The following is a 21,441-nucleotide window of genomic DNA, read 5'->3' on the forward strand; positions in this document are numbered from 1 at the left end:
CCTAAACTTTAACCATCAGGCATTTTTTACCTGGGGCGATTGCCCTGATCTTACTGATCCCATAAAACGGCCAGAGACAGTCAGGAAACCACCGCATGACCAGCGCCGTTATCATCACCGCCGCAGGCCGCGGCATCCGTGCAGGCGGTGGATTGCCCAAGCAATGGCAGATGCTTGGTGGAAAGCCTGTGTTGCAGCACACGGTAGACGCCTTTCGTGCGATGCACCTGTTTTCCAAAATCATCGTCACGATACATCCTGACGACAAACAACATGCCACGGCACTTGGCCCGGACGTGCAACTCGTATTCGGTGCCGAAACCCGCGCTAAATCTGTTAAAAACGCACTGGAAGCCATTGAATCTACAAGCGTATCGGATGTTTTCATTCATGATGGCGCGCGCCCTTTTCCATCCCGCGCCCTGATTGATCGACTGACAGATGCGTTGATCCATTCCAAGGCCGCAGCCCCCGCTTTGGCAGTTACCGATGCGCTGTGGCGGGGTAAAAACGGCCAGGTGACAGGCGTACAAGACCGCACAAACCTGTTTCGCGCCCAGACCCCGCAAGCCTTTCATTTTGCCGACATCCTTGCCGCGCACCGCGCCCATTCGGATGACGCTGCCGATGATGTGGCGGTGGCGCGCGCCATGGGGCTTGAAGTGGCCATAGTTGCGGGCGATGAAGATAACGTCAAAATCACCCTGCCCGATGATTTTTTACGCGCTGAACGAATTTTGGCGCAACGGATAAAGGATTTGTAGATGGATATCAGGCTTGGCAACGGATTCGACGTGCATGCCTTTTGCAAAGGCGATCACGTCTGGCTCTGCGGTGTGCAGGTGGCGCATACTGCCGGCCTTTTAGGGCATTCTGATGCAGATGTCGGTATGCATGCGCTGACAGATGCGATCTATGGCGCTTTGGCTTTGGGTGATATTGGCCAGCATTTCCCTCCGTCCGATCCGCAATGGAAAGGGGCCGAAAGCCATATTTTCCTAACCCATGCGATGCAAATGGCCCGTGCGCGCGGCTTTGCGCTGGGCAATGCCGACGTGACCCTGATCTGCGAGCGCCCCAAAATCGGCCCCCATGCCCTTGCCATGCGCAAGGCGTTGGCCGACATTATGCAGGTCGCATTGGACCGTGTGTCGGTCAAAGCCACGACCAGCGAACAGCTGGGCTTTACCGGCCGCGAAGAAGGCATCGCCGCATTGGCCACAGCAACATTGGTGAAACCATGACCCTAAGCCGTATCGTTTCGATCTTTTTCGGCGCGGGTCTGCTGCGACCTGCCCCCGGCACTTGGGGTTCGGCGGCAGCGCTTGTCGTCGGGTTGCTGCTGCACCGCATCGGGCATTTTCCGCTTTTGGCTGTGGCCACGGTGTTGGTCACGCTGATCGGTTTCTGGGCCTGCCGCACAGAACTGGCCGGAAAACCGGGCGAAGACCCGTCCGAGATTGTGATTGATGAGGTGGCAGGAATGTGGATTGCCCTGTCGTTCCCATCCTTCGCGTTCTGGTATGCAGGCCTTGCGGCTGATACCTTTCCCTATCCTGGCTGGGTCACAGCATTTCTGCTGTTCCGGCTGTTTGACGTTTGGAAACCGTGGCTTGTGGGCCGTGCCGATGCGCGCGGCGATGCCGATGGCGTGATGATAGATGACCTGTGGGCCGGGCTTTTTGCCGGTATCGGCACCATGGTCTTTGCGGCAATCGCCCATTTGGTGCTGATGTGACACCCGCTGAAATCCTTGCCGCAGCCCGTGCGCGCGGCATTACCATCGCCACCGCCGAAAGCTGCACCGGCGGCATGGTCGCCGCGGCCCTGACCGATATTGCAGGCTCGTCCGATGTCTTTGACCGTGGCTTTATTACCTATTCCAATGCCGCCAAAATCGACATGCTTGGCGTTTCGCCGCAAACACTTGCCACCGATGGCGCGGTATCCGAGGCAGTCGCAGTTGAAATGGCCGCCGGCGCCTTGCGCAATGCCGATGTTGCACTTGCCGTATCAATCACCGGAATCGCCGGACCGGGCGGGTCCGAGCATAAGCCCGAAGGCCGCGTTTGCTTTGGCCTTGCCCAACGCGGCCAGCCCACGCGCACCGAAACGATAGAATTCGGGGCCTTGGGCCGCGCCTTGGTGCGGCAAAGCGCCACGAACCAGGCCCTCGCTTTGCTGGCACTGGCACTTTCCTGAAACTTTGCGCAACGCCCATAATTGCAGCCAATCGCAATAATATCGCTGTATTATTGGGCACTCCAAATATTGCCACCTCATTGGGCACACTTCACACCGGGTGATGCTTTTATTTGCAGGCAAACGCCGCTTTTTTACGCCGAACTGAAAAAGCCAGCAGGAGCGCCCATGAACGCCGCAGATACCGCTTGGATAATGACCGCCACGGCCCTTGTCCTTTTCATGACCTTACCAGGGCTCGCCCTGTTTTATGGCGGGCTTGTCCGTGCCCGCAACGTGCTTAGCGTGTTCATGCATTGCGCAGCTATCGCGGCCTTGATGAGCCTGCTCTGGCTCGCCGCCGGTTATTCCATCGCCTTTGGCGGCGAAGGCCCGTTCTGGGGCGGGCTGGGCAAATTGTTCCTGAACGGTGTTACCGTTGACAGCCTGACCGACACCCTGCCTGAAATCGCATTTTTCGCTTTTCAGATGACATTCGCCATCATTACCCCCGCGCTGATCGTCGGCGCCTATGTCGAGCGCGTGAATTTTGCCTTTGTACTGGCCTTTTCGGCGCTCTGGATGCTGATCTGCTATGCCCCTGTGGCGCATTGGATCTGGGGCGGCGGCATGATGGCCGATGGCGGAATTTTCGGCGCGATTGGCACCAAAGATTTTGCGGGCGGCATCGTGGTGCATGAAACCGCAGGTCTGGCCGCTTTGTTGCTGGCCATTATGATTGGCCCGCGCCGCCACAAATCCACACCTCCGCACAGCCCCGGCATGGTGCTGATCGGTGCGGGGATGCTTTGGGTGGGCTGGTTCGGCTTTAACGGTGGCTCGGCGCTTGCCGCCGATGGCACGGCCGCGATGGCGATCACCGTGACCCATATTTCGGCCGCCGCCGCCTCAATGTCTTGGGCGCTGTGGGAACGGATCAAGTTTGGCAAATCCTCGCTGGTTGGCCTTGTCACCGGCACCATCGTTGGGCTTGCCTCAATTACCCCCGCATCCGGTTTTGTTGGCCCAATCGAGGCGCTGGTCATTGGCCTTATCGCCGGTGTGATGTGCCAAGAGGCTGTTTTGCTGATCAAAAACCGCCTGAGCATTGATGACACCTTGGATGTGTTCGCGGTTCATGGCGTTGGCGGCATCTTTGGCACCATTATGATCGCGGCGTTCGGTGCAGGCTCTTGGACCGCGCAGCTTGGGGCGCTGGCGATTGTCGGTGTCTGGACTTTGGGCACCACCTATATCATCGCCAAACTGGTGGGTATGGTGACCCCCATGCGCGTGGATACCGAGACCGAACATACCGGCCTTGACCTCGCCTCGCATGGCGAACGCGCCTATGATATGACCAGCTAAACGACCAAGGGGGCGGCAAACGCCCCCTTATTTCGGCGCGTAGAGCGCTTCGGCGCGCTGCTCGAACGCGCGCACCACACGCAGCATCGCCTCATTGAACACAACGCCAATGATGCCTTGCAAAATCGCGTTCTTGAACTCGAAATCCACCATAAACTCTACCTCGCAGCCGCCCGCTACATCGCGGAATGCCCAAGTAGAGCGCAGGTATTTGAACGGCCCGTCCAGATACTCGGTGTCAATCTTATGCACTTGCGGCCACAGCGTCACCCGGCTGCCAAAACGTTCGCGAAACACTTTGAAACTGATCACCAGATCGGCTTCCAGCACCTCGCCCCCGTCAACAGCTTTGCGCGACCGGATCCGCGCGGCCGAATTCCACGGCAGAAATTTCGGGTAGCTTTCAACATCCGCCACCAGCCCGAACATCTGGTCGGCGGTGTATGGCAGGCGTTTGATTTCCGAGTGACGTGGCATTTCGCGAATTTATCCGTCTTAGGCGTGACTTGCGTTCCGGTTTTGGATAAACAAGCGTCAGAAATCAAGGGGCCGTCATGCCAACCAGACCATATGTCATAGATCAGATGATTTCGGCCAAGTCCATCGCGGCCCGAATCGAAGAACTTGCCGAAGCAATCCGCACCCATTTTACCGGCACCGACAAGCTGGTTGTCGTCGGTTTGCTGCGCGGATCATTCGTGTTCATCGCCGATCTGGTGCGCGAATTGGACCTGCCGGTCGAGGTCGATTTCCTTGAGGCGTCTAGCTATGGCGATGGCACCGTCAGCAGCAAAGAGGTACGCATTCTCAAGGACTTGCGCGGCGAAATTGCGGGACGTGATGTGCTGGTGGTCGAAGATATCGTCGATACCGGCTTTACCCTGCACCATGTGTTGCACCTGCTGGAATCGCGCAACCCCGCGCGGATCGAGGTTTGCGCCTTGCTTGATAAACCGACCCGCCGCGAGGTGGACATCAAAGCCACTTGGACAGGCTTTGTCATTCCCGACGAATTTGTCGTGGGCTATGGCATCGATTTTGCCCAACGCAACCGCAACCTGCCCTATATCGGCAAGGTGCGCTTTACCGATAGCAATTGATGCTGCCTGACCTATTGGCGCCAGGTTTGCAGCTGGTGTTTTGTGGCACCGCAGCCAGCCATAAGTCGGCCGCACAGGGCCATTATTACGCAGGCCCCGGCAACCGGTTTTGGCCGCTGCTGCATGAAACTGGTCTGACCCCGCGCCGCTTTTTCCCGTCCGAGGACCGGCTTTTGCCAGCCCTTGGCATCGGCCTGACCGATCTGGCCAAGGATGTTTCGGGTATGGACCGCGACATCCCGCACCACGCCTATGCGCCCGCACGCCTGATGGCGTTGATCACAGAATTGCGGCCTGCGCGCTTGGCCTTTACCAGCCTGACGGCCGCAAAAATCGCCCTCGGCCAGCGCATCAAGGCCGGTCGCACAGCGCACCCCGATTTGCCTAATGTGAAAATCTGGGTTCTGCCCTCACCTTCAGGTGCCGCGCGCGGTGCGTTTTCCAGCCACCCATGGTATGATCTGGCCGATGATTTCAGAGGGCAAACATGAACCTGATTTGGCTTTCGCGCGCCGCCCGCTGGGCCCGCAACCCGCCCTCCTCTGCACGGGTAAAGCTGGTGCTGGCGGTCGTCTTGGCTTGCCTCATCCTGGTCGGCATAGAACATTTCTGGGGCTGGCCCAAAAGCTTGACGCTTGATGCCGCAAGCCACCGCACCCCGCTACGCTAAACAGACACGTTCGCGTGATACATTGGTTTTATACAGGTTTGTATAACACGCGGCGCAATTAATCGACTAGCCAAGGCCATACCCACCCAATTTCAGCAGGATATGCCCCATGAAAAAAATCGCGTTACTCGCCCTTGTCGCGGCTCTTCCGGCTTTTGCGACTTTTGCTCAAGAAACCCGGTCGCCCTTTGCCGATACGGTCGAAATTCGCCACGGTTTGATGCTGCAAATGGCGGCCGATCTCGGCAAACTTGGTGCGATTGCCAAAGGCCAAACCCCTTATGACGCAGCCACGGCTACCAAATCAGCAGCCAATCTTGCAGCCATTGCTTCGGTCATCAGCATGGATCAATTCCCGGCGGGCTCCGAAGTAGACGCCGCCCCCGACAGCTTTGCCCTGCCTGCCATCTGGACCAATCCTGATGATTTTGCAGCCAAAATCACCGGTCTGAACGACGCCGCGTCCTTTATGGTCGCCGCTGCCGGCAAAGATGCTTCCTCAATCAAAGGGGTTATGGCAAACTTGGGCGGGGCTTGCGGCAGCTGCCATAAGGCCTATCGTCAACCAGAAGAGTAAACAATCATAAGGGGCCGGCGTATGAAACGGTTGTTATTAACGGGCTCGGCACTGGCCCTTGTCGGGCTGGGCGGCTTCTTGGTGATTACCCGCCCCGCACATGTTGATCCTACAGCAGTTGCAGCTCTGACGGGCGATGCAACACGCGGGGAAAATCTGTTCTGGCTGGGCGGTTGCGCCGCCTGCCACGCGGCCGAAAAGGCCGAAGGTGATGCGCTCAAAGTGCTGTCGGGCGGCAAAGCCTTTGTCACACAGTTCGGCACCTTCCGCGCGCCAAATATCTCCAGTGATCCGGACCACGGCATCGGCACATGGACAAATGCACAGTTTGCTGATGCGTTGCTGCATGGCACCTCACCCGATAACCAGCATTTCTACCCGGCCTTCCCCTACGCCTCCTACACCCGTGCCAGCCTGCAAGAGGCCGTAGACCTGCGCGCCTATATGGCGACGCTTCCCGCCTCGAACACGCCGAACATGCCGCATGATGTCGGCTTTCCCTTCAATCAACGCTGGCTGTTGGGTGGCTGGAAACTGCTGTTTATGTCGGATGCGCCGGTCGTGACTGGCACGTTGAACGAGCAGGAAACCCAAGGCCGCCACATGGTCGAAGGCTTAGGCCATTGCAGTGAATGTCATACCCCGCGCAACCCTCTGGGTGGGCTTGATAAATCCGCCTGGCTATCCGGTGCACCCAACCCCGATGGAAAAGGCCGCATTCCCAACATTACCCCGGCCAAGCTCGACTGGTCCGAATCCGACATTGCCGATTACCTGAAAACCGGCTTTACCCCCGAATTTGACAGCGCCGGCGGCTCGATGGTCGAGGTGGTGACAAACCTCTCGCACCTGTCAGATGAGGAGCGCTTGGCCATCGCCGCCTATCTCAAACGCGTGCCGCCAATTGCAAACTGACTTTGCCACAAACGGGCAAAGCTGCAGCAAACATCGCATCATCTATCTGGAAATATCCTCGGGGGGTCGCTTTGCATGGCAAAGCGTTTGGGGGGGCAGACAGCCCCCCTCTGCCCTAATTCACTGCGCACCCAGCTTTGCCAACCGCGCCGCCCGCATGCGGGCAAAATCATCGCCCGCATGATAGCTTGACCGCGTCAGTGGCGTCGACGACACCAGCAAGAACCCCTTGCCATAGGCGGCGGTCTCATAGGCCTTGAACTCTTCCGGCGTCACAAAACGGTCAACGCGGTGATGCTTTGGCGTTGGCTGCAAATACTGCCCGATAGTCAGAAAATCGACATCCGCCGCGCGCATGTCATCCATCACCTGCCGTACGCCCATCGCCTCTTCGCCCAAACCCACCATGATACCCGATTTGGTAAACATCGTCGGGTCCAGCTCTTTCACCCGCTGCAACAGGCGCAATGAATGGAAATACCGCGCGCCGGGTCGCACTTCGGGGTAAAGCCCGGGCACGGTTTCCAGATTGTGGTTAAACACATCCGGCCGCGCCTCAACCACTTTTTCCAAAACCGAAGGATCGCATTTCAGAAAATCCGGTGTCAAAATCTCGATCGTCGTGTCGGGGCTGCGGTGACGCACGGCGCGGATGGTCTGGGCAAAGTGCTCGGCGCCGCCATCTTCCAGATCATCGCGGTCAACCGATGTAATCACCACATGGTTCAGGCCAAGCTGTTGCACCGCATGGGCCACGCGCCCGGGTTCAAACGCATCCAGGGTTTGCGGCTTGCCGGTGGCCACATTGCAAAAGGTACAGCCGCGCGTGCAAATCTCACCCATGATCATCATGGTTGCATGGCCCTGCCCCCAGCACTCGCCAACATTGGGGCAACCGGCCTCTTCGCACACTGTGACCAGCTTTTGCTCTTTCAAAATATCGCGGGTCTTTTTGTAACCTTCCGAAGACGGTGCCTTAACCCTGATCCACGCCGGCTTTTTCGGCTGCGCATTGTCAACGCGATGCGCTTTTTCAGGGTGGCGTTGGTCCGGCAATTTAAGGTCACGCACAGTCTTTTCCCCCTGACAAAATGCATTGCCGCGAAATTACGCGCTTTTTTGCGGCGATACAACCACTGCGACCGCATAGCGCAGCATTGGCATCCGCACAGCGGCATGCAGCATGTGCATAGCTTGCCAATAGCAAAAAGGGGCCCCGATGGCCCCCCTTCATTCACCCGATCATTGGCCCGTGCTTGCCATAAGTCCTGTCATAATGCAGCCGCAGCCGTTGCAAGGCGATCCGCAGCACGATTTTACCCGATCGTGCCGACCAACCCATCCGCTTTTCAGCCACTTCCAGCCCTTCCAGAAAGCAGCAGCAGCGCAGCACCATATCGCCCAAACCCGGCCCCAGATCGCGCAATGCCCCCGAAACACGGTCCCGCGCACTGCCACCACTCTTGCTGTCGGGACCAAAGCTGCCACGATCACCGCCAGTCAAAAACCGTTCCCAATTCTGGGTCACGCGCGGCCCCATCTGCGCCAGCTCAAAATCCATCCGCAACTGCTCGGCTGCGGCGACCAGTTCGAGCGGCAAAAAGGGTTTTCCATCCGGCCCACGCCGCCGCGCCAACATTTGGACAGGGCTTTCGGCCGCATTATAGCGCACGCGGCGTTCCTCTCCCTCTTCCTCAACCATGCGGCTATCCCAATTGCGATGCTGGTCGCCAAAGGCCTGCGCCGCCTCGGCCATACCCGGCCGATCTTCTTGCGCTATCATCCGTTTCAGCGCCGCCCGCCCAGCTTGGGTAATCAGATAGGTCGAAACCCGGCCCGGCTTTGGGCATGTAATCCAGTCCTGCAAGGCAAAGGCCTGTGCCACGGCACGGTCTGTCACCGCCAAGCGCAGCGTGCGCCCATCGGGAAAACTGCGCAGCACGGCGGCTTTTTCCAGATCGGCAGCAATGGCCAAAACGGTGTCGGCCTCGGCCAAGCGCCGCAAAATGCGCCTGCCTTCGCGCATCATCGTCGCCTCATCAATCGTCAAACTTTCCTTTCTGATAGGGGCTGTCATATTTTCCAGGTCCTTCCGGCTGTGGTTCTTAGTGGTTTTTTCCTGTACACGACCCAGAGCCGAAAGCGCCTCATCGACCAAAGGATCATCGCGGCGGCACTCGTATCGGCGCACCTGACGCATCACCGTTGACGCATGGCAGCCTTCACGCCGCGCCAGCTGCCGCAAGGAAACCCCTTGCTCGGTATGGTCAAGATAAAGGCGCACCGCATCCGGAAGCCAGTCTGGCAAGGCAATATCCGTACCAAGGTTGGAACCCCTGTCCATCTTTCGCACTGCCCGGTCCGAGCCTTTGGCCCAGCCTTGGCCTGCTTCAACTCTCGGTTGCATTGTTTACCTGTCCTTTATTATCCGTGTTGTTTTCCACAATTGTTTTCAAATTATAAACATTTACGAATGGACCGTGCGCTGGAAACAATTAGCGCGCAACGCAGGGTTGCACTGATGCAACATCGCCGGGCATACACCTGGAGGACATCATGTCGGACATCAGCACCATTCTCGCCAACCTTCGCCGCCCCCGCCTGCTTATTCGCGCCGCGCGCCATGGCATCCAAGACTATCGCCGCGAACGTGACTTGCGCCGCCTGATCGACGCCCCCTCACCGCCCAGCCCCGAAACAGCACTGGCCCGTCTGTTCGACGCCGAGGAACGCGCCGAAGAAACCCGCCGCGCTGGTGATGCCGGCTATTCCATAGCCCGCCATGTCGAGTTGCTCATTGCAATGATGGCCGAGGCCCGTTTACTGCGCCCACAAACCGGCGCCTGACAGGGCAACCCCAAAACGCTGCCGCAAACGAAAAAGGCCCCTCCATAACGGAAGGGCCTTCATTCAGTCTTGCTGCAGCCTAGGTAAATGCGCCAGCCTTAAATAAACGCATCCGGCATCGAGGCTTTCTTGCGTGCCACATAATCGTCAATCGACTCGCGAATACCCTCATCCAGGGTCGGCGCCTGATAATCGCCCAGCATTTTTGCCACACGGTTGGCCGCCAGCGTCTCGGTGTCACGCGCGCCTTCCTCATACCACGTCTCAAACGGCTTGTAGTCAAACAGCTCTGACCGCCAGAACGCCGTTTTAAAGTTCTTTTGCGTGTGGTCGCAGCCCAAGAAATGCCCGCCCGGCCCCACTTCGCGCAGCGCGTCCATCGCTTGGCCATTGTCATCCATCGACACACCTTTGGCCAAATGGTGCAACGTGCCCAGCTGATCGGCATCCATCACGAATTTCTCAAAGCTGGAAACAAGCCCGCCTTCCAACCAACCACAAGCGTGCAACATAAAGTTCACACCCGACAGCAGCGCCATGTTCAGGCTGTTCGCTGTCTCATAGGCCGCCTGCGCATCCGGCAGTTTCGACCCGCAGAACGACCCGCCAGACCGGTACGGCAGGTTCAAGCGCCGCGCCAACTGGCCTGCGCCATAGGTAATATGCGACGCCTCAGGCGTGCCGAACGTAGGCGCACCCGAGTTCATATCGATCGAGGTCACAAACGCCCCGAAAATCACCGGTGCGCCGGGGCGCACCAACTGGCTATAGGCCACACCGGCCAAAACCTCGGCCAGAACTTGCGTCAGCGTACCCGCAACCGTCACAGGTGCCATAGCACCACCCACGATAAAGGGCGAAATAATCGCGGCTTGGCCCGCTTTGGCATAAACTTCCAGCGCGCCCATCATCGTCGAATCAAAGGTCAGCGGGCTGTTGATGTTGATCAGGCTGGTTGTCACCACGTTCTGGTCAACAAAATCTGCCCCAAACAGCAGCTTTGACATTTCAACCGTATCGGCGGCGCGCTCTGGCTCGGTGACCGAGCCCATGAACGGCTTGTCCGACAGCACCATATGCGCGCGCAACATATCCAAATGCCGCTTGTTCACCGGAATATCGGTCGGCTCACATACTGTGCCGCCCGAATGGTGCAGCCATTTCGACATATATCCCAGCTTCACGAATTTCTCGAAATCCACCATCGTGGCATAGCGCCGCCCGCCTTCACGGTCGCGCACAAAGGGAGGGCCGTAAACCGGCGCCAACACCAAATTCCGCCCGCCAATCTCAACATTGCGGTCCGAATTGCGGGCATGCTGGGTAAAGCTCGACGGCGCTGTCGCACATAGCTTGCGTGCCAAGCCGCGCGGAATATGCACCCGCTCGCCTTTCACATCGGCCCCAGCGGCGCGCCAACGGTCAAGCGCCGCCGGATTGTCGACGAAATTCACACCGATCTCTTCCAACACGGTTTCCGCATTGTGCTCGATGATCTGCAACGCTTCCTCATTCAGAATCTCGAAATTCGGAATGTTGCGCTGAATATATTTCGCAACGTCAAAGCTTACAGCCGTCCGCTCTGCCCGCCGCGCCGATCCACCACCGCCGCGCGCCCGCCGTCCTGCAACTTCATTCATCGCGAAACCTCCATGCTTGCCTTTGATGCCATGGCCAATAAAACCACGGCCCATTCGCGCCCTTATGCCGCCAAATGCCGCGCGCCCACTTCTCGTTTCCGTCACTTGCCGCCCAAAACCGACATTCCCATCCGCCACGCCGTGCCATTTCATCTTGGCGAAAATACCTTTGGGGGGAAGGTCTGATGAAATCAGACCTGTGGGGGGCAAACAGCCCCCCGTCTTGGTCACATTACCCGCGTTTGCCCACTTGCGATTCCGCCAATCCTTGCTTATTCCCCGCCTATGACACATCATGAACGCCTCCTCATCATCGACTTCGGCTCTCAGGTCACGCAGCTCATCGCGCGCCGCCTGCGGGAATTGAACGTCTATTGCGAAATCCACCCGTTCAACAAAGTGGATGACGCCTTTCTGTCCGAATTCGCGCCCAAAGCAGTAATCCTTTCGGGTGGCCCATCTTCGGTCTTTGCCGATGGCGCACCGATGCCGCCGGCCTCGGTCTTCACCCTTGGTGTCCCGGTTCTGGGCATCTGCTACGGCCAACAGGTGATGATGCATTGCCTCGGCGGCAAGGTCGAACGCGGCCACGGCACTGCCGAATTTGGCCGCGCATTTGTGACGCCTGCAGCAGATAAACTCTCTATCCTGCAAGGCTGGTTCGAAAACGACCGCGAGCAGGTGTGGATGTCGCACGGCGATCATGTCTCCAAACTCGCGCCCGGCTTTTCGGTGTTCGGCACTTCGCCCAACGCACCTTTTGCCATCACGGCCGATGTGTCGCGTAATTTCTACGCCGTACAATTCCACCCCGAGGTGCACCACACCCCGAACGGCGCCAAGCTATACGAAAACTTTATCCGTCTCGCCGGTTTCACGGGCGATTGGACGATGGGCGCCTACCGCGAACAGGCCATCGCGGCCATTCGCGAACAAGTCGGCGATGCCCACGTAATCTGCGGCCTGTCGGGCGGCGTTGACAGCTCGGTCGCGGCGATTCTGATCCATGAGGCAATCGGCGACCAGCTCACTTGCGTTTTCGTCGATCACGGCCTGTTGCGGCAGAATGAGGCCGAAGAAGTCGTCAAAATGTTCCGCGACAACTATAATATCAAGCTGATCGCGGCTGACGAATCCGAACTGTTCCTTGGCAAACTCGACGGCGTCTCCGACCCCGAAACCAAGCGCAAAATCATCGGCGGTCTGTTCATCGACGTGTTCCAGAAATACGCCAATGAAATTGAGGGCGCCGAGTTTCTGGCCCAAGGCACGCTTTACCCTGATGTGATCGAATCCGTTTCCTTCTCGGGCGGCCCTTCGGTCACGATCAAATCGCACCACAATGTCGGCGGCCTGCCCGAAAAGATGGGCCTGAAACTTGTCGAACCCCTGCGCGAATTGTTCAAGGATGAGGTCCGTGCTTTGGGCCGCGAGCTTGGCCTGCCCGCGTCATTCATCGGCCGCCACCCGTTCCCCGGCCCCGGTTTGGCAATCCGCTGCCCAGGTGAAATTACCCGCGAAAAGCTGGCAATCCTGAAAAAAGCCGATGCCGTCTATATCGATCAAATCCGCAAACACGGTCTTTATGATGAGATTTGGCAAGCCTTTGTCGCCATTCTGCCCGTCCGCACCGTGGGCGTGATGGGCGACGGCCGCACCTATGATTTCGCCTGCGCCCTGCGCGCCGTGACATCGGTGGACGGTATGACCGCCGATTACTATCCCTTCACCCATGAATTCCTTGGTGAAACCGCGACGCGGATTATCAATGAAGTTCAAGGGATTAACCGCGTTACTTACGACATTACATCAAAGCCGCCTGGCACGATTGAATGGGAATAACCACCCTTACCGGTACGCTGACCTGCACTTCGCAGGCGGATGTGGATATGGTTCAGGCCTTTTTGCCCGACCATATCCGCCTTAGCCGCGCCGAAGCGGGCTGTTTGAAGTTCAACGTGACCCAAGGTGAAAACCCGTTTGTCTGGCATCTGGATGAGGCGTTCGTGGACGCCGATGCCTTTGCCGCGCATCAAACCCGCACCAAAGCGACAATCTGGGCGACAAAAACCGCCCATCTGGTCCGTAATTTCAAACGCATTGACAGCTAAACCGCGCCCGATCAGGGCGCGCCGCCAATCTAGCGGCTTTTGAACAAAGACCCCAAAATCCCGCGCACAATCGCTTGGCCGCTTTTGGTCCCCAGCTGCCGCGCGAATGATTTGGCAAAGGCCGTGCCCACGCTGTCGGACGAAGATCTCCGGCTGGTTTTCGGTGCCGCCGCCCGCCCGCCGTCATAGCGCCGCGCCGAATTGAATTCGCGCTCTTCTTCCTTGGCATCTTGCGCGGCTTTGGCCTCAGCCGCCTCAGCCGCCGCCGCCTCTTTGGCTGCCGCATCAGCCCGCGCTTTCAGCCGCTCAAAGGCCGAGTCGCGGTCGATCACCGCTTCATACTTCCCCGCCAAGGGCGACCCCGCCATCAGCATCGCCCGTGTGCCCAGATCAATCGGCCCCAACTGGCTGCTGGGCGGGCGCACCAGCGTGCGTTCGACCACACCCGGTATCCCCTTATCTTCTAAAAATGAGGTCACTGCCTCGCCTGTGCCCACTTCTTTAATCGCATCCTCGGTCGAAAAACGCGGGTTCTCGCGATAGGTCTGCGCCGCCAGTTTCAAATCCTTTTGGTCGCGCGGTGTAAACACCCGCAGTGCATGCTGCACACGGTTACCCAGCTGCGCCAATACATCATCCGGCACGTCGGCCGGCTTTTGCGTGATAAAATAAATCCCTACGCCTTTTGACCGGATCAGGCGCACCACCTGTTCAACCTTATCGACCAGCGCTTTCGGCGCGCCATCAAACAGCAAATGCGCCTCGTCAAAGAAAAACACCAGCTTGGGTTTGTCGGGGTTGCCCACCTCGGGCAGTTCCTCAAACAATTCCGACAACAACCACAGCAAGAATGTTGCATATAGCCGCGGCGCGCCCATCAGCTGATCTGCGGCCAGAATATTGATCCGCCCGCGCCCGTCCTTATCAACCGTCATCATATCGGCCAGTTCCAAGGCCGGCTCGCCAAACAAGTTGTCACCGCCCTGGTTTTCCAACACCAGCAAACGCCGCTGAATGGCCCCGATCGAACTGGTCGAGACAAGCCCGTATTTCGCGCTGATGTCGGTCGCATTCTCGGCAATAAAGGTCAGCATCGCCCGCAGATCTTTCAGATCATACATCGGCAAACCTTCGTCATCGGCAATCCGGAACGCTACGTTCATCACACCTTCTTGCGGCTCGGTCAGCTCTAACAGCCGCGACAACAGCAGCGGCCCCATCTCGGCTACGGTGGTGCGCACAGGGTGGCCTTGCTTGCCGTATAAATCCCAAAACGTCACCGGAAACGCACTATACTGCAAATCCAGCCCGATCGTAGCCGCACGTTTCATAAACGCCGCATGCAGCTTGTGGCCCTCAGTTCCGGGCAGCGCGATCCCCGACAGGTCGCCCTTAACATCCGACATGAAAACCGGCACGCCCGCCGCCGAAAACCCTTCGGCCAAAATCTGCAAAGTTACGGTTTTGCCGGTGCCCGTCGCCCCCGCGATCAAGCCATGGCGGTTGCCAAAGCCCAACAACAGGTTTTGCGGGTCTGCATATGCCGCGCCCCCGCCCCCAACGAAAATACTGCCATCGGCCATAGCAACCACCCTTTTCAACTTATGGCTGCAAACCCTGCAGCCGTCATCTGTCTTAGGCAAAATACATTGTTAATGCTTCTGTGCCAGAGTCGTTATTACCAATCGCCCGAAAACCGGTGTTTGGTGACACTTCCTCCCTGTCAAACTGGCCGCACCATTGAAAAGGCGCGGTTTTTTTCAATCCGCACCTGCGCGATACCCTTCAAAATTTCTTGTTGACGCCCTTGTGATTTGGCCTTAGCGTCCCTTTCCATGACGTCGGCCAGTCCGACAGGGAGCAAAAAATTAAAAACAGGGCCGGTTCGCCGGCCCTAATTTTTTTATATAAAGACCATAAGTCTTGCGCGGCAATCCGCCGGATGCCTACCCGTGCCACACCATTTCGGGCCTGACAGGCGCGCGCAGCCATGGTAAACCACCGTCATAACACGGAAGGACCGACCCGAATGTACGCAACCAAATCTGTACAGTTTCTTGCAACAACCCTCTGCTTGCTGGTTGGCACCGCAGCCTTTGCACAAACCGCAGCACCCGAGGCCGCAGCACCCGACGCCGCAACAACCACAGCCGAAACGACAGCACCAGCTGCGGCCCCCGAAACATCGGCGGCCGATGGGCTTTCGATGGGCAAGGATGTCGCATCAGCTGATGGCGTAGGCTCAACCTACACCGCCGCCACCTTTGGCGAATGGGAACAACGCTGCGTCAAAACCGAAGACGGCGCCGATCCTTGCCAGCTCTATCAGTTGCTCAAGGATGCCCAAGGTAATGCCGTCGCCGAGATCTCGATTTTCGGCCTGCCAGCAGATAATCAGGCGGCCGCAGGCGCGACAATCATCGCACCATTGGAAACGATGCTCACCCAAGGCCTGTCGATGTCTGTCGATAACAGCAAGGCACGCCGCTACCCCTTCTCCTGGTGCACAAACATCGGCTGCATTTCCCGCGTCGGCTTTACCCAGGCCGAGGTTGACGGTTTCAAAAAGGGCAATGAAGCGACGCTAACCATCGTTCCCGTTGTCGCCCCCGACCAAAAAGTTGATCTGAAAATCTCCTTGTCCGGGTTTACCGCAGGCTATGACGCGGTGAACAAAACCAACGGAAACTAAGGGCCTCACGGCACGCAAAATCAAAACGCCGCGCCCAACCCGCGCGGCGTTTTTTTCTGTTCTCGCATCCCGCCCCAATCAATCTGCTTTCTTTTCGGCACAAATATCCTGGGGTGAATGCGCCACAAGGCGCAGGGGGGCAACGCCCCCGCCCGCGGCTTATACACGCCGCAGCGCCAGAACCGCGTTCAAACCGCCAAAGGCAAAAGCGTTGGAAATTGCGGCCTCGACCCGCGCCTCGCGCGCCTCATTCGGCACCACATCCAGCGCGCATTCCGGGTCCGGCTCTTCATAGCCAATCGTCGGCGCAATAATCCCGTCCCGCAGCGCCATGATACAGGCCAGCAGCTCTACAGCCCCCGTGCCGCCGATCAAATGCCCGTGCATCGACTTGGTCGATGAAATCATCACATGATCCGCTTGCGGCCCAAACACATCGGCCACCGCCGCGCATTCGGTTTTGTCATTCGCCGCCGTGCCTGTGCCATGCGCGTTAATATAGCCCACATCCGCTGGGTCCAGCCGCGCATCGCGCAAGGCGCCCGCAATCGCCCGCGCCGCCCCTTGCCGCGACGGCATCACAATATCGGCCGCATCCGAGGTCATGGCAAAGCCCACCACCTCGGCCAAAATCTCTGCCTTGCGCTTGCGTGCATGCTCATATTCCTCAAACACGAACACCGCAGCACCTTCGCCTTGCACCATGCCGTTGCGCGTCAGGCTAAACGGCCGACACGCCTCTTTTGACATCACGCGCAGGCCTTCCCAGGCCTTGATCCCACCAAAACACAGCATCGATTCCGACCCGCCGGTCACCATCGCGCGCGTCATCCCCGACCGGATCATGTGGAACGCCTGCCCCATCGCGTGGTTCGAACTGGCACAGGCCGTTGCCACCGAAAAACTGGGGCCGCGCAAGTTAAACTCCATCGAGACATGGCTGGCCGCCGCATTGTTCATCAGCTTTGGCACAACAAACGGATGCACGCGGTTTTTGCGTTCCTCATAAACGGCGCGATAATTCTCATCCCAGGTGTTCACGCCGCCGCCCGCCGTGCCCAGTACAACGCCCGCCTCATTGCCCAAACGGCCATCAAAGTTCAGCCCCGATTGCGCAATAGCCTGCCGCGCCGCAACCAAGGTAAACTGCGTAAATTTATCAAATAAAACAATTTGTTGCCGGTTGAAATGCGCCTCGGGGTCCCAGCCATGCACTTGCCCCCCGATCTTGATCGACAGCCGGTCGATATCGGGAATATCCAGCGCCGAGATCCCGCAGCGCCCTTCCGCAAAGGCCTTTAGCGTCCCGGCCACATCTTGGGCCAGCGCGTTTACCGTTCCGGCCCCCGTGATGACAACCCGTTTCATGCGGCCTGCTGGTCAATCAACCCTTGCACCGCTGCCGCAATCGCACGTACCGAGCTATGGTCAAACCCGCTGGCCTGTGGCGCGTTGGCATTGAAAGGCACCGAAATATCAAAAGCTTCTTCAATCGCAAAGATCGTCTCAACCAAACCAAGGCTATCCACCCCAAGGCTTTCAAGGCTGTTGTCCAGCGTCACATCTGCCAGATCAAGCCCCGCCTGCTCGGCGATAATTTTTCTTACCGTGTCTTCGACTGTCATACTCACCCCTCCGTTTCATCTGCTTTATCAGACGTTTGTGACAGTTTCTTCACCAAGCGCGGCAAACGGCGCAGCGCCTTTTGCATTTCCAGATGGGTTTCCATCTTCACCGCCGGATAGCCCAGCAAAACCCGCCCCGCAGGCGCATTGGTGAAAATTTTTGTCGCCCCACCCGCGATGACATCATCACCTACAAAGATATTGTCATTCACACCGCATTGCCCCGCCAGCACAACACGGTTGCCAATCCGGCTTGATCCCGCAACGCCAACCTGCCCGCACAGCAAGCAATCATCGCCCACCTGCACATTGTGCCCGATATGCACAAGGTTATCGAGCTTGGTGCCATTGCCGATAGACGTGTTGCGAATGGTGCCGCGATCGATGCAGACGTTTGCACCAATTTCCACATCATTTCCGATGGTTACAGCGCCTAATGAATGTATGCGCGTCCAGCTTTGCGCCGCAATTTCGTCGCGCTGGCCCAGGGTCTGGCGAATTTCCTCAACCCCCGATTTTTCGGGCGTCACAAAGGAAAACCCGTCTGCGCCGATCACCGCACCGGGCTGGCAAATGAACCGGTCACCAATCACCACCCGTGCCCCGATCCGCGCGCCTTGGCAAATCAACGCATCCGCCCCGATCTGCGCACCTTCGGCAATCGATACATGGCTGGCAATCCGTGCATTCGGGCCAATCCGAACCCCGGCGCCAATCGTCACAAACGGTGCAATCGCGGCGCCCTCACCAATCACCGCCGAAGGATCGATCACCGACATCGCATGCACACCGGGTGCAATCACCGGCCCCGCATCCAACATCCGCGACAAACCCGCCATCGCCAGCCGCCCACGCGGCGCAAAGACAGCAGCCCTTAGCCCAAGCGCCTGCCAATCCGCCCCTTGCCACAACAAGGCCGCAAGTGCCGCCCCTTTGCCAATGCCATCGGCATAGCGCGGGTCCATTGCCAGTGCCAAATCATCCGGCCCCGCCGCCGCAGGTTCGGACGCACGCTCGATAACCACCGACGTGTCACCCGCAGCTTCGGCCCCAAGCGCCAAAGCGATCTCTGCAATTGTGTGGCCCATGTCCGGCTCCTTCATTCCTTGGCCGCGCAGGGCCGTTACGAAGGATTTAGCCCTGATGTTGCCCCAGTGCTACCCCGGCATCGGTCAGGGCGCGAAAAATCGCCGCGTCACGCCCGTAAACATCACGGCGATACTCGATCCGCCCTGTGTTTGAAGGATATGCAGTGAAATATACCAGATGCACAGGCAGCGGCACATCCAGCATGACAGTGCTTTCCTGACCTGTCGCCAGATGCGATTTGAACAGACCAACCGGATCATCGGTTTGCGCCGCCAACAAGGCATAGGCGAAATCCATCGGGTCACTTAACCGGATACAGCCATGGCTGAACGCCCGCACCTCCCGCGCGAACAGCGATTTCGACGGCGTATCATGCAGGTAAATATTGTATTGATTCGGGAAAATGAACTTTACCAATCCCAACGCATTGCCATCCGACGGCGGCTGGCGCATGGAATATGGGAAGCTTCTTGCAGAATAGGCCGCGAAATTGATCGCACTGCGCGGTACAACCCGACCACGGCTGTCAACAATCTTCAAATGTCCCGCCGCATTCGGGTTCCGCTGCATCATCGGCAGGTATTCCTTGGTGGTGATCGAGCGTGGAACATTCCACGACGGGTTGATCACCATATACTCCATCTCGTCCGAAAACTCGGGCGTTTGCCGGTCGGATGTATTGGCCCCGATAACCGAGCGCGTGGTAAACGTCACGCGGCCATGATCCACAATCTTGGCGGTAAAATCTGTCAGGTTTACCCAGATATGGCGCGGGCCCCGCGCAATATTCATCCAGCGCTCACGCTCCATCGCAACAACAACCGCTTCAAGCCGCTCTTGCGGGCCGATGTTCAGCTGCTCAATCGTCGTCTCATTTGCCACGCCATTGGCTTCCAGCCCCATATCGGTCTGAAACGCCTGCACGGCTTTTTGGATAGAGCCGTCATAGCTTGCGGTTGCACTGCGCGGCAAATAGCGCAAGGCGACCAGACGGTCGCGCAGTTGCAAAACCGCAGGACCAGTCGCGCCGGGCTTTAGCGATGTTGCAGAAACCTTTTCGCCCCAACCACCGGCCGCCACACGTTGCTCTAACTCAAACTTTGCCCGCATCAACTGCGCATAGGCCTGCGTGCGCGGCGGCAAGGATTTCAGAAAGGCGACAGGTTCCGCCGCCAGAAAGGCCTCAAGGTTTTTGCGCCGGTCCCGCAGCTGCACGTCCCGCTTGATCAGCGGAATAACCTTGCCCGGTGTCAGCGCACCGGTCTGCACGTCATGCGCATAATCCAGCAAGGCACGCGTCATCATCACATCCAGCCGCCCGCGATCCCCTTCGGTATGGGCATTGCGTGCCGCCGCGATTAACTGCGCAGGATCATAGCGTTTGACCGGCAATCCATGCGCGCCAGCCCCGGCCAAGGCGTTCAGCAAGGCCGACCGTCGGGCCTCTTGCCCCTCGCCGGTCCAGATGGGGGCATAACCAGAATCGCGGTAAAACGCAGCAATATCCTTGTCATCTGACGCCGCAGCGGCGACGGATTGACTAAAGGCGCCATATTCTTTGGCCACAGAAAACGAAATTTTGGTTTCAGCGCCCGCAGACGCAACCGCGCCACCGCACAACACCGTTGCAAGCAAAATGGCTTTGGCTCCACGGCGCAATTCCGGCTGGAGCGTATTGAAAATGGTCATAATTATTCCTAGCAGTCGCGCAACTTCTTTCAATCTAGTGCATTTACCGTGGCTGTCCACAGTCAAGAAGGTCAAAGTGCGCAAACTGTCGCATTCCCGGCACACGGCCTTTTTTTGCCACCATTTTAGACACCCTGCCCCATTTTAAGCAATTTTTTGCCTATTGGGCGGCATCCTGGGAACCACGGCGAATCTTCACTTGGGTTGCGAATCCACTTGTGCAATAAGGCAAGGGCACTTGGGGATACTTGCACAAAAAGACTGCTGAAAAGTGGTAGAATACCAGCGACGGGACAGGCGCTCAGAATGACAAATGATACGGCAACGATGATCTCACGGCGTGGGCTGCTTGGTGCGTTTGCAGCAACCGCTCTGATTGCAACACCAACCTATAGCAATGCTTTTGGCTTTTTGCGTGGTGCAGGTGATATTCGACGCATCAAAATGTATTCCGGCCGGACAGGCGAAAGCATCGACACGATTTATTGGGTTGATGGCGACTACATCAAAGAGGCGCTGACCGAAATCAACCACTTCATGCGCGATTGGCGCACTGGTACGGCCACCAATATAGATGCCCGCACCATTGATATCATGGCTGCTTCGCACAACCTGATGAACATCTCGGAACCTTATCTGCTGCTATCGGGCTACCGCAGCCCGAAAACCAATGCGATGCTGCGGTCAAAATCACGCGGTGTGGCTAAAAATTCGCTGCATATGCGCGGTCAGGCTGCCGATTTGCGCCTGAAATCCCGCTCGATATCAGAGATGACCAAAGCCGCTTCGGCCTGTGCATCGGGTGGCGTCGGCACCTACAGCCGTTCGAACTTTGTCCATATGGATTGCGGCCCTGTCCGCAGCTGGCGCGGCTAATATTCTGCCACCAGTGATATGAAAAAAGGCACCTTGGGGTGCCTTTTCTTTTGCGTGCATT

General features: G+C 58.0%; 24 protein-coding genes. 15 read left to right on the forward strand and 9 right to left on the reverse strand.

Annotated elements, in window-relative coordinates:
• The first annotated feature begins 95 nt into the window (after positions 1-95).
• From ispD to AKU79_RS04450, 5 genes are all read left to right on the forward strand, one after another.
• Entirely contained in the window at positions 96-764 is a 669-nt protein-coding gene (gene ispD / locus AKU79_RS19910) for a 2-C-methyl-D-erythritol 4-phosphate cytidylyltransferase (RefSeq protein WP_050522367.1), read from the forward strand.
• Complete coding sequence (gene ispF / locus AKU79_RS19915; protein WP_050522368.1) at positions 765-1,244, forward strand: 2-C-methyl-D-erythritol 2,4-cyclodiphosphate synthase; 480 nt, start codon at positions 765-767, stop codon at positions 1,242-1,244.
• Positions 1,241-1,738, forward strand: coding sequence for a phosphatidylglycerophosphatase A family protein (locus tag AKU79_RS04440; RefSeq protein ID WP_050522369.1), 498 nt, complete (start codon positions 1,241-1,243; stop codon positions 1,736-1,738). The genes ispF and AKU79_RS04440 overlap by 4 nt, the downstream gene beginning before the upstream one ends.
• Entirely contained in the window at positions 1,735-2,202 is a 468-nt protein-coding gene (locus AKU79_RS04445) for a CinA family protein (RefSeq protein ID WP_050522370.1), read from the forward strand. The genes AKU79_RS04440 and AKU79_RS04445 overlap by 4 nt, the downstream gene beginning before the upstream one ends.
• Before the next feature lie 168 nt (positions 2,203-2,370).
• Entirely contained in the window at positions 2,371-3,549 is a 1,179-nt protein-coding gene (locus AKU79_RS04450) for an ammonium transporter (RefSeq protein ID WP_050522371.1), read from the forward strand.
• A 27-nt stretch (positions 3,550-3,576) separates the two neighbouring features.
• On the opposite strand, the gene AKU79_RS04455 is transcribed toward AKU79_RS04450, so the two are convergent.
• The gene (locus tag AKU79_RS04455) at positions 3,577-4,026 is read right to left on the reverse strand and encodes a type II toxin-antitoxin system RatA family toxin (RefSeq protein WP_050522372.1); all 450 of its coding nucleotides are present in this window, start codon (positions 4,024-4,026) and stop codon (positions 3,577-3,579) included.
• A gap of 77 nt (positions 4,027-4,103) precedes the next feature.
• Here AKU79_RS04455 and hpt point away from each other — a divergent pair, with 77 nt between their 5' ends.
• From hpt to AKU79_RS04480, 5 genes are all read left to right on the forward strand, one after another.
• Complete coding sequence (hpt, locus tag AKU79_RS04460) at positions 4,104-4,649, forward strand: hypoxanthine phosphoribosyltransferase (RefSeq protein ID WP_050522373.1); 546 nt, start codon at positions 4,104-4,106, stop codon at positions 4,647-4,649.
• Positions 4,649-5,140 carry a mismatch-specific DNA-glycosylase gene (locus tag AKU79_RS04465; RefSeq protein ID WP_050522374.1) on the forward strand — a complete coding sequence of 164 codons (492 nt, stop codon included), beginning with the start codon at positions 4,649-4,651 and terminating at the stop codon, positions 5,138-5,140. The genes hpt and AKU79_RS04465 overlap by 1 nt, the downstream gene beginning before the upstream one ends.
• Positions 5,137-5,319, forward strand: coding sequence for a hypothetical protein (locus AKU79_RS04470; RefSeq protein WP_050522375.1), 183 nt, complete (start codon positions 5,137-5,139; stop codon positions 5,317-5,319). The genes AKU79_RS04465 and AKU79_RS04470 overlap by 4 nt, the downstream gene beginning before the upstream one ends.
• Positions 5,320-5,428: 109 nt before the next feature.
• The gene (locus tag AKU79_RS04475; protein ID WP_050522376.1) at positions 5,429-5,896 is read left to right on the forward strand and encodes a c-type cytochrome; all 468 of its coding nucleotides are present in this window, start codon (positions 5,429-5,431) and stop codon (positions 5,894-5,896) included.
• Between the two features lie 21 nt (positions 5,897-5,917).
• The gene (locus AKU79_RS04480; protein WP_050522377.1) at positions 5,918-6,811 is read left to right on the forward strand and encodes a c-type cytochrome; all 894 of its coding nucleotides are present in this window, start codon (positions 5,918-5,920) and stop codon (positions 6,809-6,811) included.
• 120 nt (positions 6,812-6,931) lie between these two features.
• Here the strand turns inward: AKU79_RS04480 and lipA are convergent, their stop codons facing one another.
• Both lipA and AKU79_RS04490 read right to left on the reverse strand, forming a co-directional pair.
• The gene (gene lipA, locus AKU79_RS04485) at positions 6,932-7,882 is read right to left on the reverse strand and encodes a lipoyl synthase (protein ID WP_050522378.1); all 951 of its coding nucleotides are present in this window, start codon (positions 7,880-7,882) and stop codon (positions 6,932-6,934) included.
• 163 nt (positions 7,883-8,045) lie between these two features.
• The gene (locus AKU79_RS04490; protein WP_050522734.1) at positions 8,046-9,155 is read right to left on the reverse strand and encodes a DUF6456 domain-containing protein; all 1,110 of its coding nucleotides are present in this window, start codon (positions 9,153-9,155) and stop codon (positions 8,046-8,048) included.
• Between the two features lie 212 nt (positions 9,156-9,367).
• Here AKU79_RS04490 and AKU79_RS04495 point away from each other — a divergent pair, with 212 nt between their 5' ends.
• Positions 9,368-9,658 (forward strand): DUF6477 family protein, encoded by a 291-nt coding sequence (locus AKU79_RS04495; RefSeq protein WP_050522379.1) that lies wholly within the window; start codon positions 9,368-9,370, stop codon positions 9,656-9,658.
• 98 nt (positions 9,659-9,756) lie between these two features.
• Here AKU79_RS04495 and AKU79_RS04500 read toward each other — a convergent pair whose 3' ends face one another.
• A complete protein-coding gene (locus AKU79_RS04500) occupies positions 9,757-11,298 on the reverse strand; it encodes a trimethylamine methyltransferase family protein (RefSeq protein ID WP_050522735.1) in 1,542 nt (513 codons plus the stop codon).
• Positions 11,299-11,583: 285 nt separating this feature from the next.
• Here AKU79_RS04500 and guaA point away from each other — a divergent pair, with 285 nt between their 5' ends.
• Both guaA and AKU79_RS04510 read left to right on the forward strand, forming a co-directional pair.
• A complete protein-coding gene (guaA, locus tag AKU79_RS04505) occupies positions 11,584-13,140 on the forward strand; it encodes a glutamine-hydrolyzing GMP synthase (RefSeq protein WP_050522380.1) in 1,557 nt (518 codons plus the stop codon).
• On the forward strand, positions 13,131-13,409 hold the full coding sequence (locus AKU79_RS04510) for an antibiotic biosynthesis monooxygenase (RefSeq protein ID WP_050522381.1): 279 nt from the start codon (positions 13,131-13,133) through the stop codon (positions 13,407-13,409). The genes guaA and AKU79_RS04510 overlap by 10 nt, the downstream gene beginning before the upstream one ends.
• A gap of 29 nt (positions 13,410-13,438) precedes the next feature.
• On the opposite strand, the gene AKU79_RS04515 is transcribed toward AKU79_RS04510, so the two are convergent.
• Positions 13,439-14,992, reverse strand: a complete 1,554-nt coding sequence (locus tag AKU79_RS04515) for a helicase HerA-like domain-containing protein (protein WP_050522382.1) — start codon at positions 14,990-14,992, stop codon at positions 13,439-13,441.
• Positions 14,993-15,438: 446 nt separating this feature from the next.
• On the opposite strand from AKU79_RS04515, the gene AKU79_RS04520 reads away from it, so the two are divergent.
• Positions 15,439-16,101, forward strand: a complete 663-nt coding sequence (locus AKU79_RS04520; RefSeq protein ID WP_050522383.1) for an invasion associated locus B family protein — start codon at positions 15,439-15,441, stop codon at positions 16,099-16,101.
• Positions 16,102-16,260: 159 nt separating this feature from the next.
• Here the strand turns inward: AKU79_RS04520 and AKU79_RS04525 are convergent, their stop codons facing one another.
• Genes AKU79_RS04525 through AKU79_RS04540 form a run of 4 tightly spaced genes read right to left on the reverse strand, consistent with a single transcriptional unit; the run spans position 16,261 to position 20,504 of the window.
• Entirely contained in the window at positions 16,261-17,469 is a 1,209-nt protein-coding gene (locus tag AKU79_RS04525) for a beta-ketoacyl-[acyl-carrier-protein] synthase family protein (RefSeq protein ID WP_050522384.1), read from the reverse strand.
• Entirely contained in the window at positions 17,466-17,726 is a 261-nt protein-coding gene (locus tag AKU79_RS04530; protein WP_156209478.1) for an acyl carrier protein, read from the reverse strand. Before AKU79_RS04530 ends, AKU79_RS04525 begins: the two co-directional genes overlap by 4 nt.
• A gap of 2 nt (positions 17,727-17,728) precedes the next feature.
• A complete protein-coding gene (locus AKU79_RS04535) occupies positions 17,729-18,814 on the reverse strand; it encodes a UDP-3-O-(3-hydroxymyristoyl)glucosamine N-acyltransferase (RefSeq protein ID WP_050522736.1) in 1,086 nt (361 codons plus the stop codon).
• A gap of 46 nt (positions 18,815-18,860) precedes the next feature.
• Positions 18,861-20,504: a L,D-transpeptidase family protein gene (locus AKU79_RS04540; protein WP_082223924.1), complete on the reverse strand. Its 1,644-nt coding sequence runs from the start codon at positions 20,502-20,504 to the stop codon at positions 18,861-18,863.
• Positions 20,505-20,810: 306 nt separating this feature from the next.
• Between AKU79_RS04540 and AKU79_RS04545 the strand changes: the two genes are divergently transcribed.
• Positions 20,811-21,380: a YcbK family protein gene (locus tag AKU79_RS04545; protein WP_050522386.1), complete on the forward strand. Its 570-nt coding sequence runs from the start codon at positions 20,811-20,813 to the stop codon at positions 21,378-21,380.
• Positions 21,381-21,441 lie beyond the last annotated feature (61 nt).

This window comes from Pseudorhodobacter wandonensis, assembly GCF_001202035.1.
Classification (GTDB): Bacteria; Pseudomonadota; Alphaproteobacteria; order Rhodobacterales; family Rhodobacteraceae; genus Pseudorhodobacter; species Pseudorhodobacter wandonensis.

Excerpts from the sequence above, each read along its gene's own strand:
- ispD (WP_050522367.1), top strand. The coding sequence starts at position 96 with ATGACCAGCGCCGTTATCATCACCGCCGCAGGCCGCGGCATCCGTGCA.
- ispF (WP_050522368.1), top strand. The coding sequence starts at position 765 with ATGGATATCAGGCTTGGCAACGGATTCGACGTGCATGCCTTTTGCAAA.
- AKU79_RS04440 (WP_050522369.1), top strand. The coding sequence starts at position 1,241 with ATGACCCTAAGCCGTATCGTTTCGATCTTTTTCGGCGCGGGTCTGCTG.
- AKU79_RS04450 (WP_050522371.1), top strand. The coding sequence starts at position 2,371 with ATGAACGCCGCAGATACCGCTTGGATAATGACCGCCACGGCCCTTGTC.
- AKU79_RS04455 (WP_050522372.1), bottom strand. The coding sequence starts at position 4,026 with ATGCCACGTCACTCGGAAATCAAACGCCTGCCATACACCGCCGACCAG.
- hpt (WP_050522373.1), top strand. The coding sequence starts at position 4,104 with ATGCCAACCAGACCATATGTCATAGATCAGATGATTTCGGCCAAGTCC.
- AKU79_RS04465 (WP_050522374.1), top strand. The coding sequence starts at position 4,649 with ATGCTGCCTGACCTATTGGCGCCAGGTTTGCAGCTGGTGTTTTGTGGC.
- AKU79_RS04470 (WP_050522375.1), top strand. The coding sequence starts at position 5,137 with ATGAACCTGATTTGGCTTTCGCGCGCCGCCCGCTGGGCCCGCAACCCG.
- AKU79_RS04475 (WP_050522376.1), top strand. The coding sequence starts at position 5,429 with ATGAAAAAAATCGCGTTACTCGCCCTTGTCGCGGCTCTTCCGGCTTTT.
- AKU79_RS04480 (WP_050522377.1), top strand. The coding sequence starts at position 5,918 with ATGAAACGGTTGTTATTAACGGGCTCGGCACTGGCCCTTGTCGGGCTG.
- AKU79_RS04490 (WP_050522734.1), bottom strand. The coding sequence starts at position 9,155 with ATGGACAGGGGTTCCAACCTTGGTACGGATATTGCCTTGCCAGACTGG.
- AKU79_RS04495 (WP_050522379.1), top strand. The coding sequence starts at position 9,368 with ATGTCGGACATCAGCACCATTCTCGCCAACCTTCGCCGCCCCCGCCTG.
- AKU79_RS04500 (WP_050522735.1), bottom strand. The coding sequence starts at position 11,298 with ATGAATGAAGTTGCAGGACGGCGGGCGCGCGGCGGTGGTGGATCGGCG.
- guaA (WP_050522380.1), top strand. The coding sequence starts at position 11,584 with ATGACACATCATGAACGCCTCCTCATCATCGACTTCGGCTCTCAGGTC.
- AKU79_RS04510 (WP_050522381.1), top strand. The coding sequence starts at position 13,131 with ATGGGAATAACCACCCTTACCGGTACGCTGACCTGCACTTCGCAGGCG.
- AKU79_RS04515 (WP_050522382.1), bottom strand. The coding sequence starts at position 14,992 with ATGGCCGATGGCAGTATTTTCGTTGGGGGCGGGGGCGCGGCATATGCA.
- AKU79_RS04520 (WP_050522383.1), top strand. The coding sequence starts at position 15,439 with ATGTACGCAACCAAATCTGTACAGTTTCTTGCAACAACCCTCTGCTTG.
- AKU79_RS04525 (WP_050522384.1), bottom strand. The coding sequence starts at position 17,469 with ATGAAACGGGTTGTCATCACGGGGGCCGGAACGGTAAACGCGCTGGCC.
- AKU79_RS04530 (WP_156209478.1), bottom strand. The coding sequence starts at position 17,726 with ATGACAGTCGAAGACACGGTAAGAAAAATTATCGCCGAGCAGGCGGGG.
- AKU79_RS04535 (WP_050522736.1), bottom strand. The coding sequence starts at position 18,814 with ATGGGCCACACAATTGCAGAGATCGCTTTGGCGCTTGGGGCCGAAGCT.
- AKU79_RS04540 (WP_082223924.1), bottom strand. The coding sequence starts at position 20,504 with ATGACCATTTTCAATACGCTCCAGCCGGAATTGCGCCGTGGAGCCAAA.
- AKU79_RS04545 (WP_050522386.1), top strand. The coding sequence starts at position 20,811 with ATGACAAATGATACGGCAACGATGATCTCACGGCGTGGGCTGCTTGGT.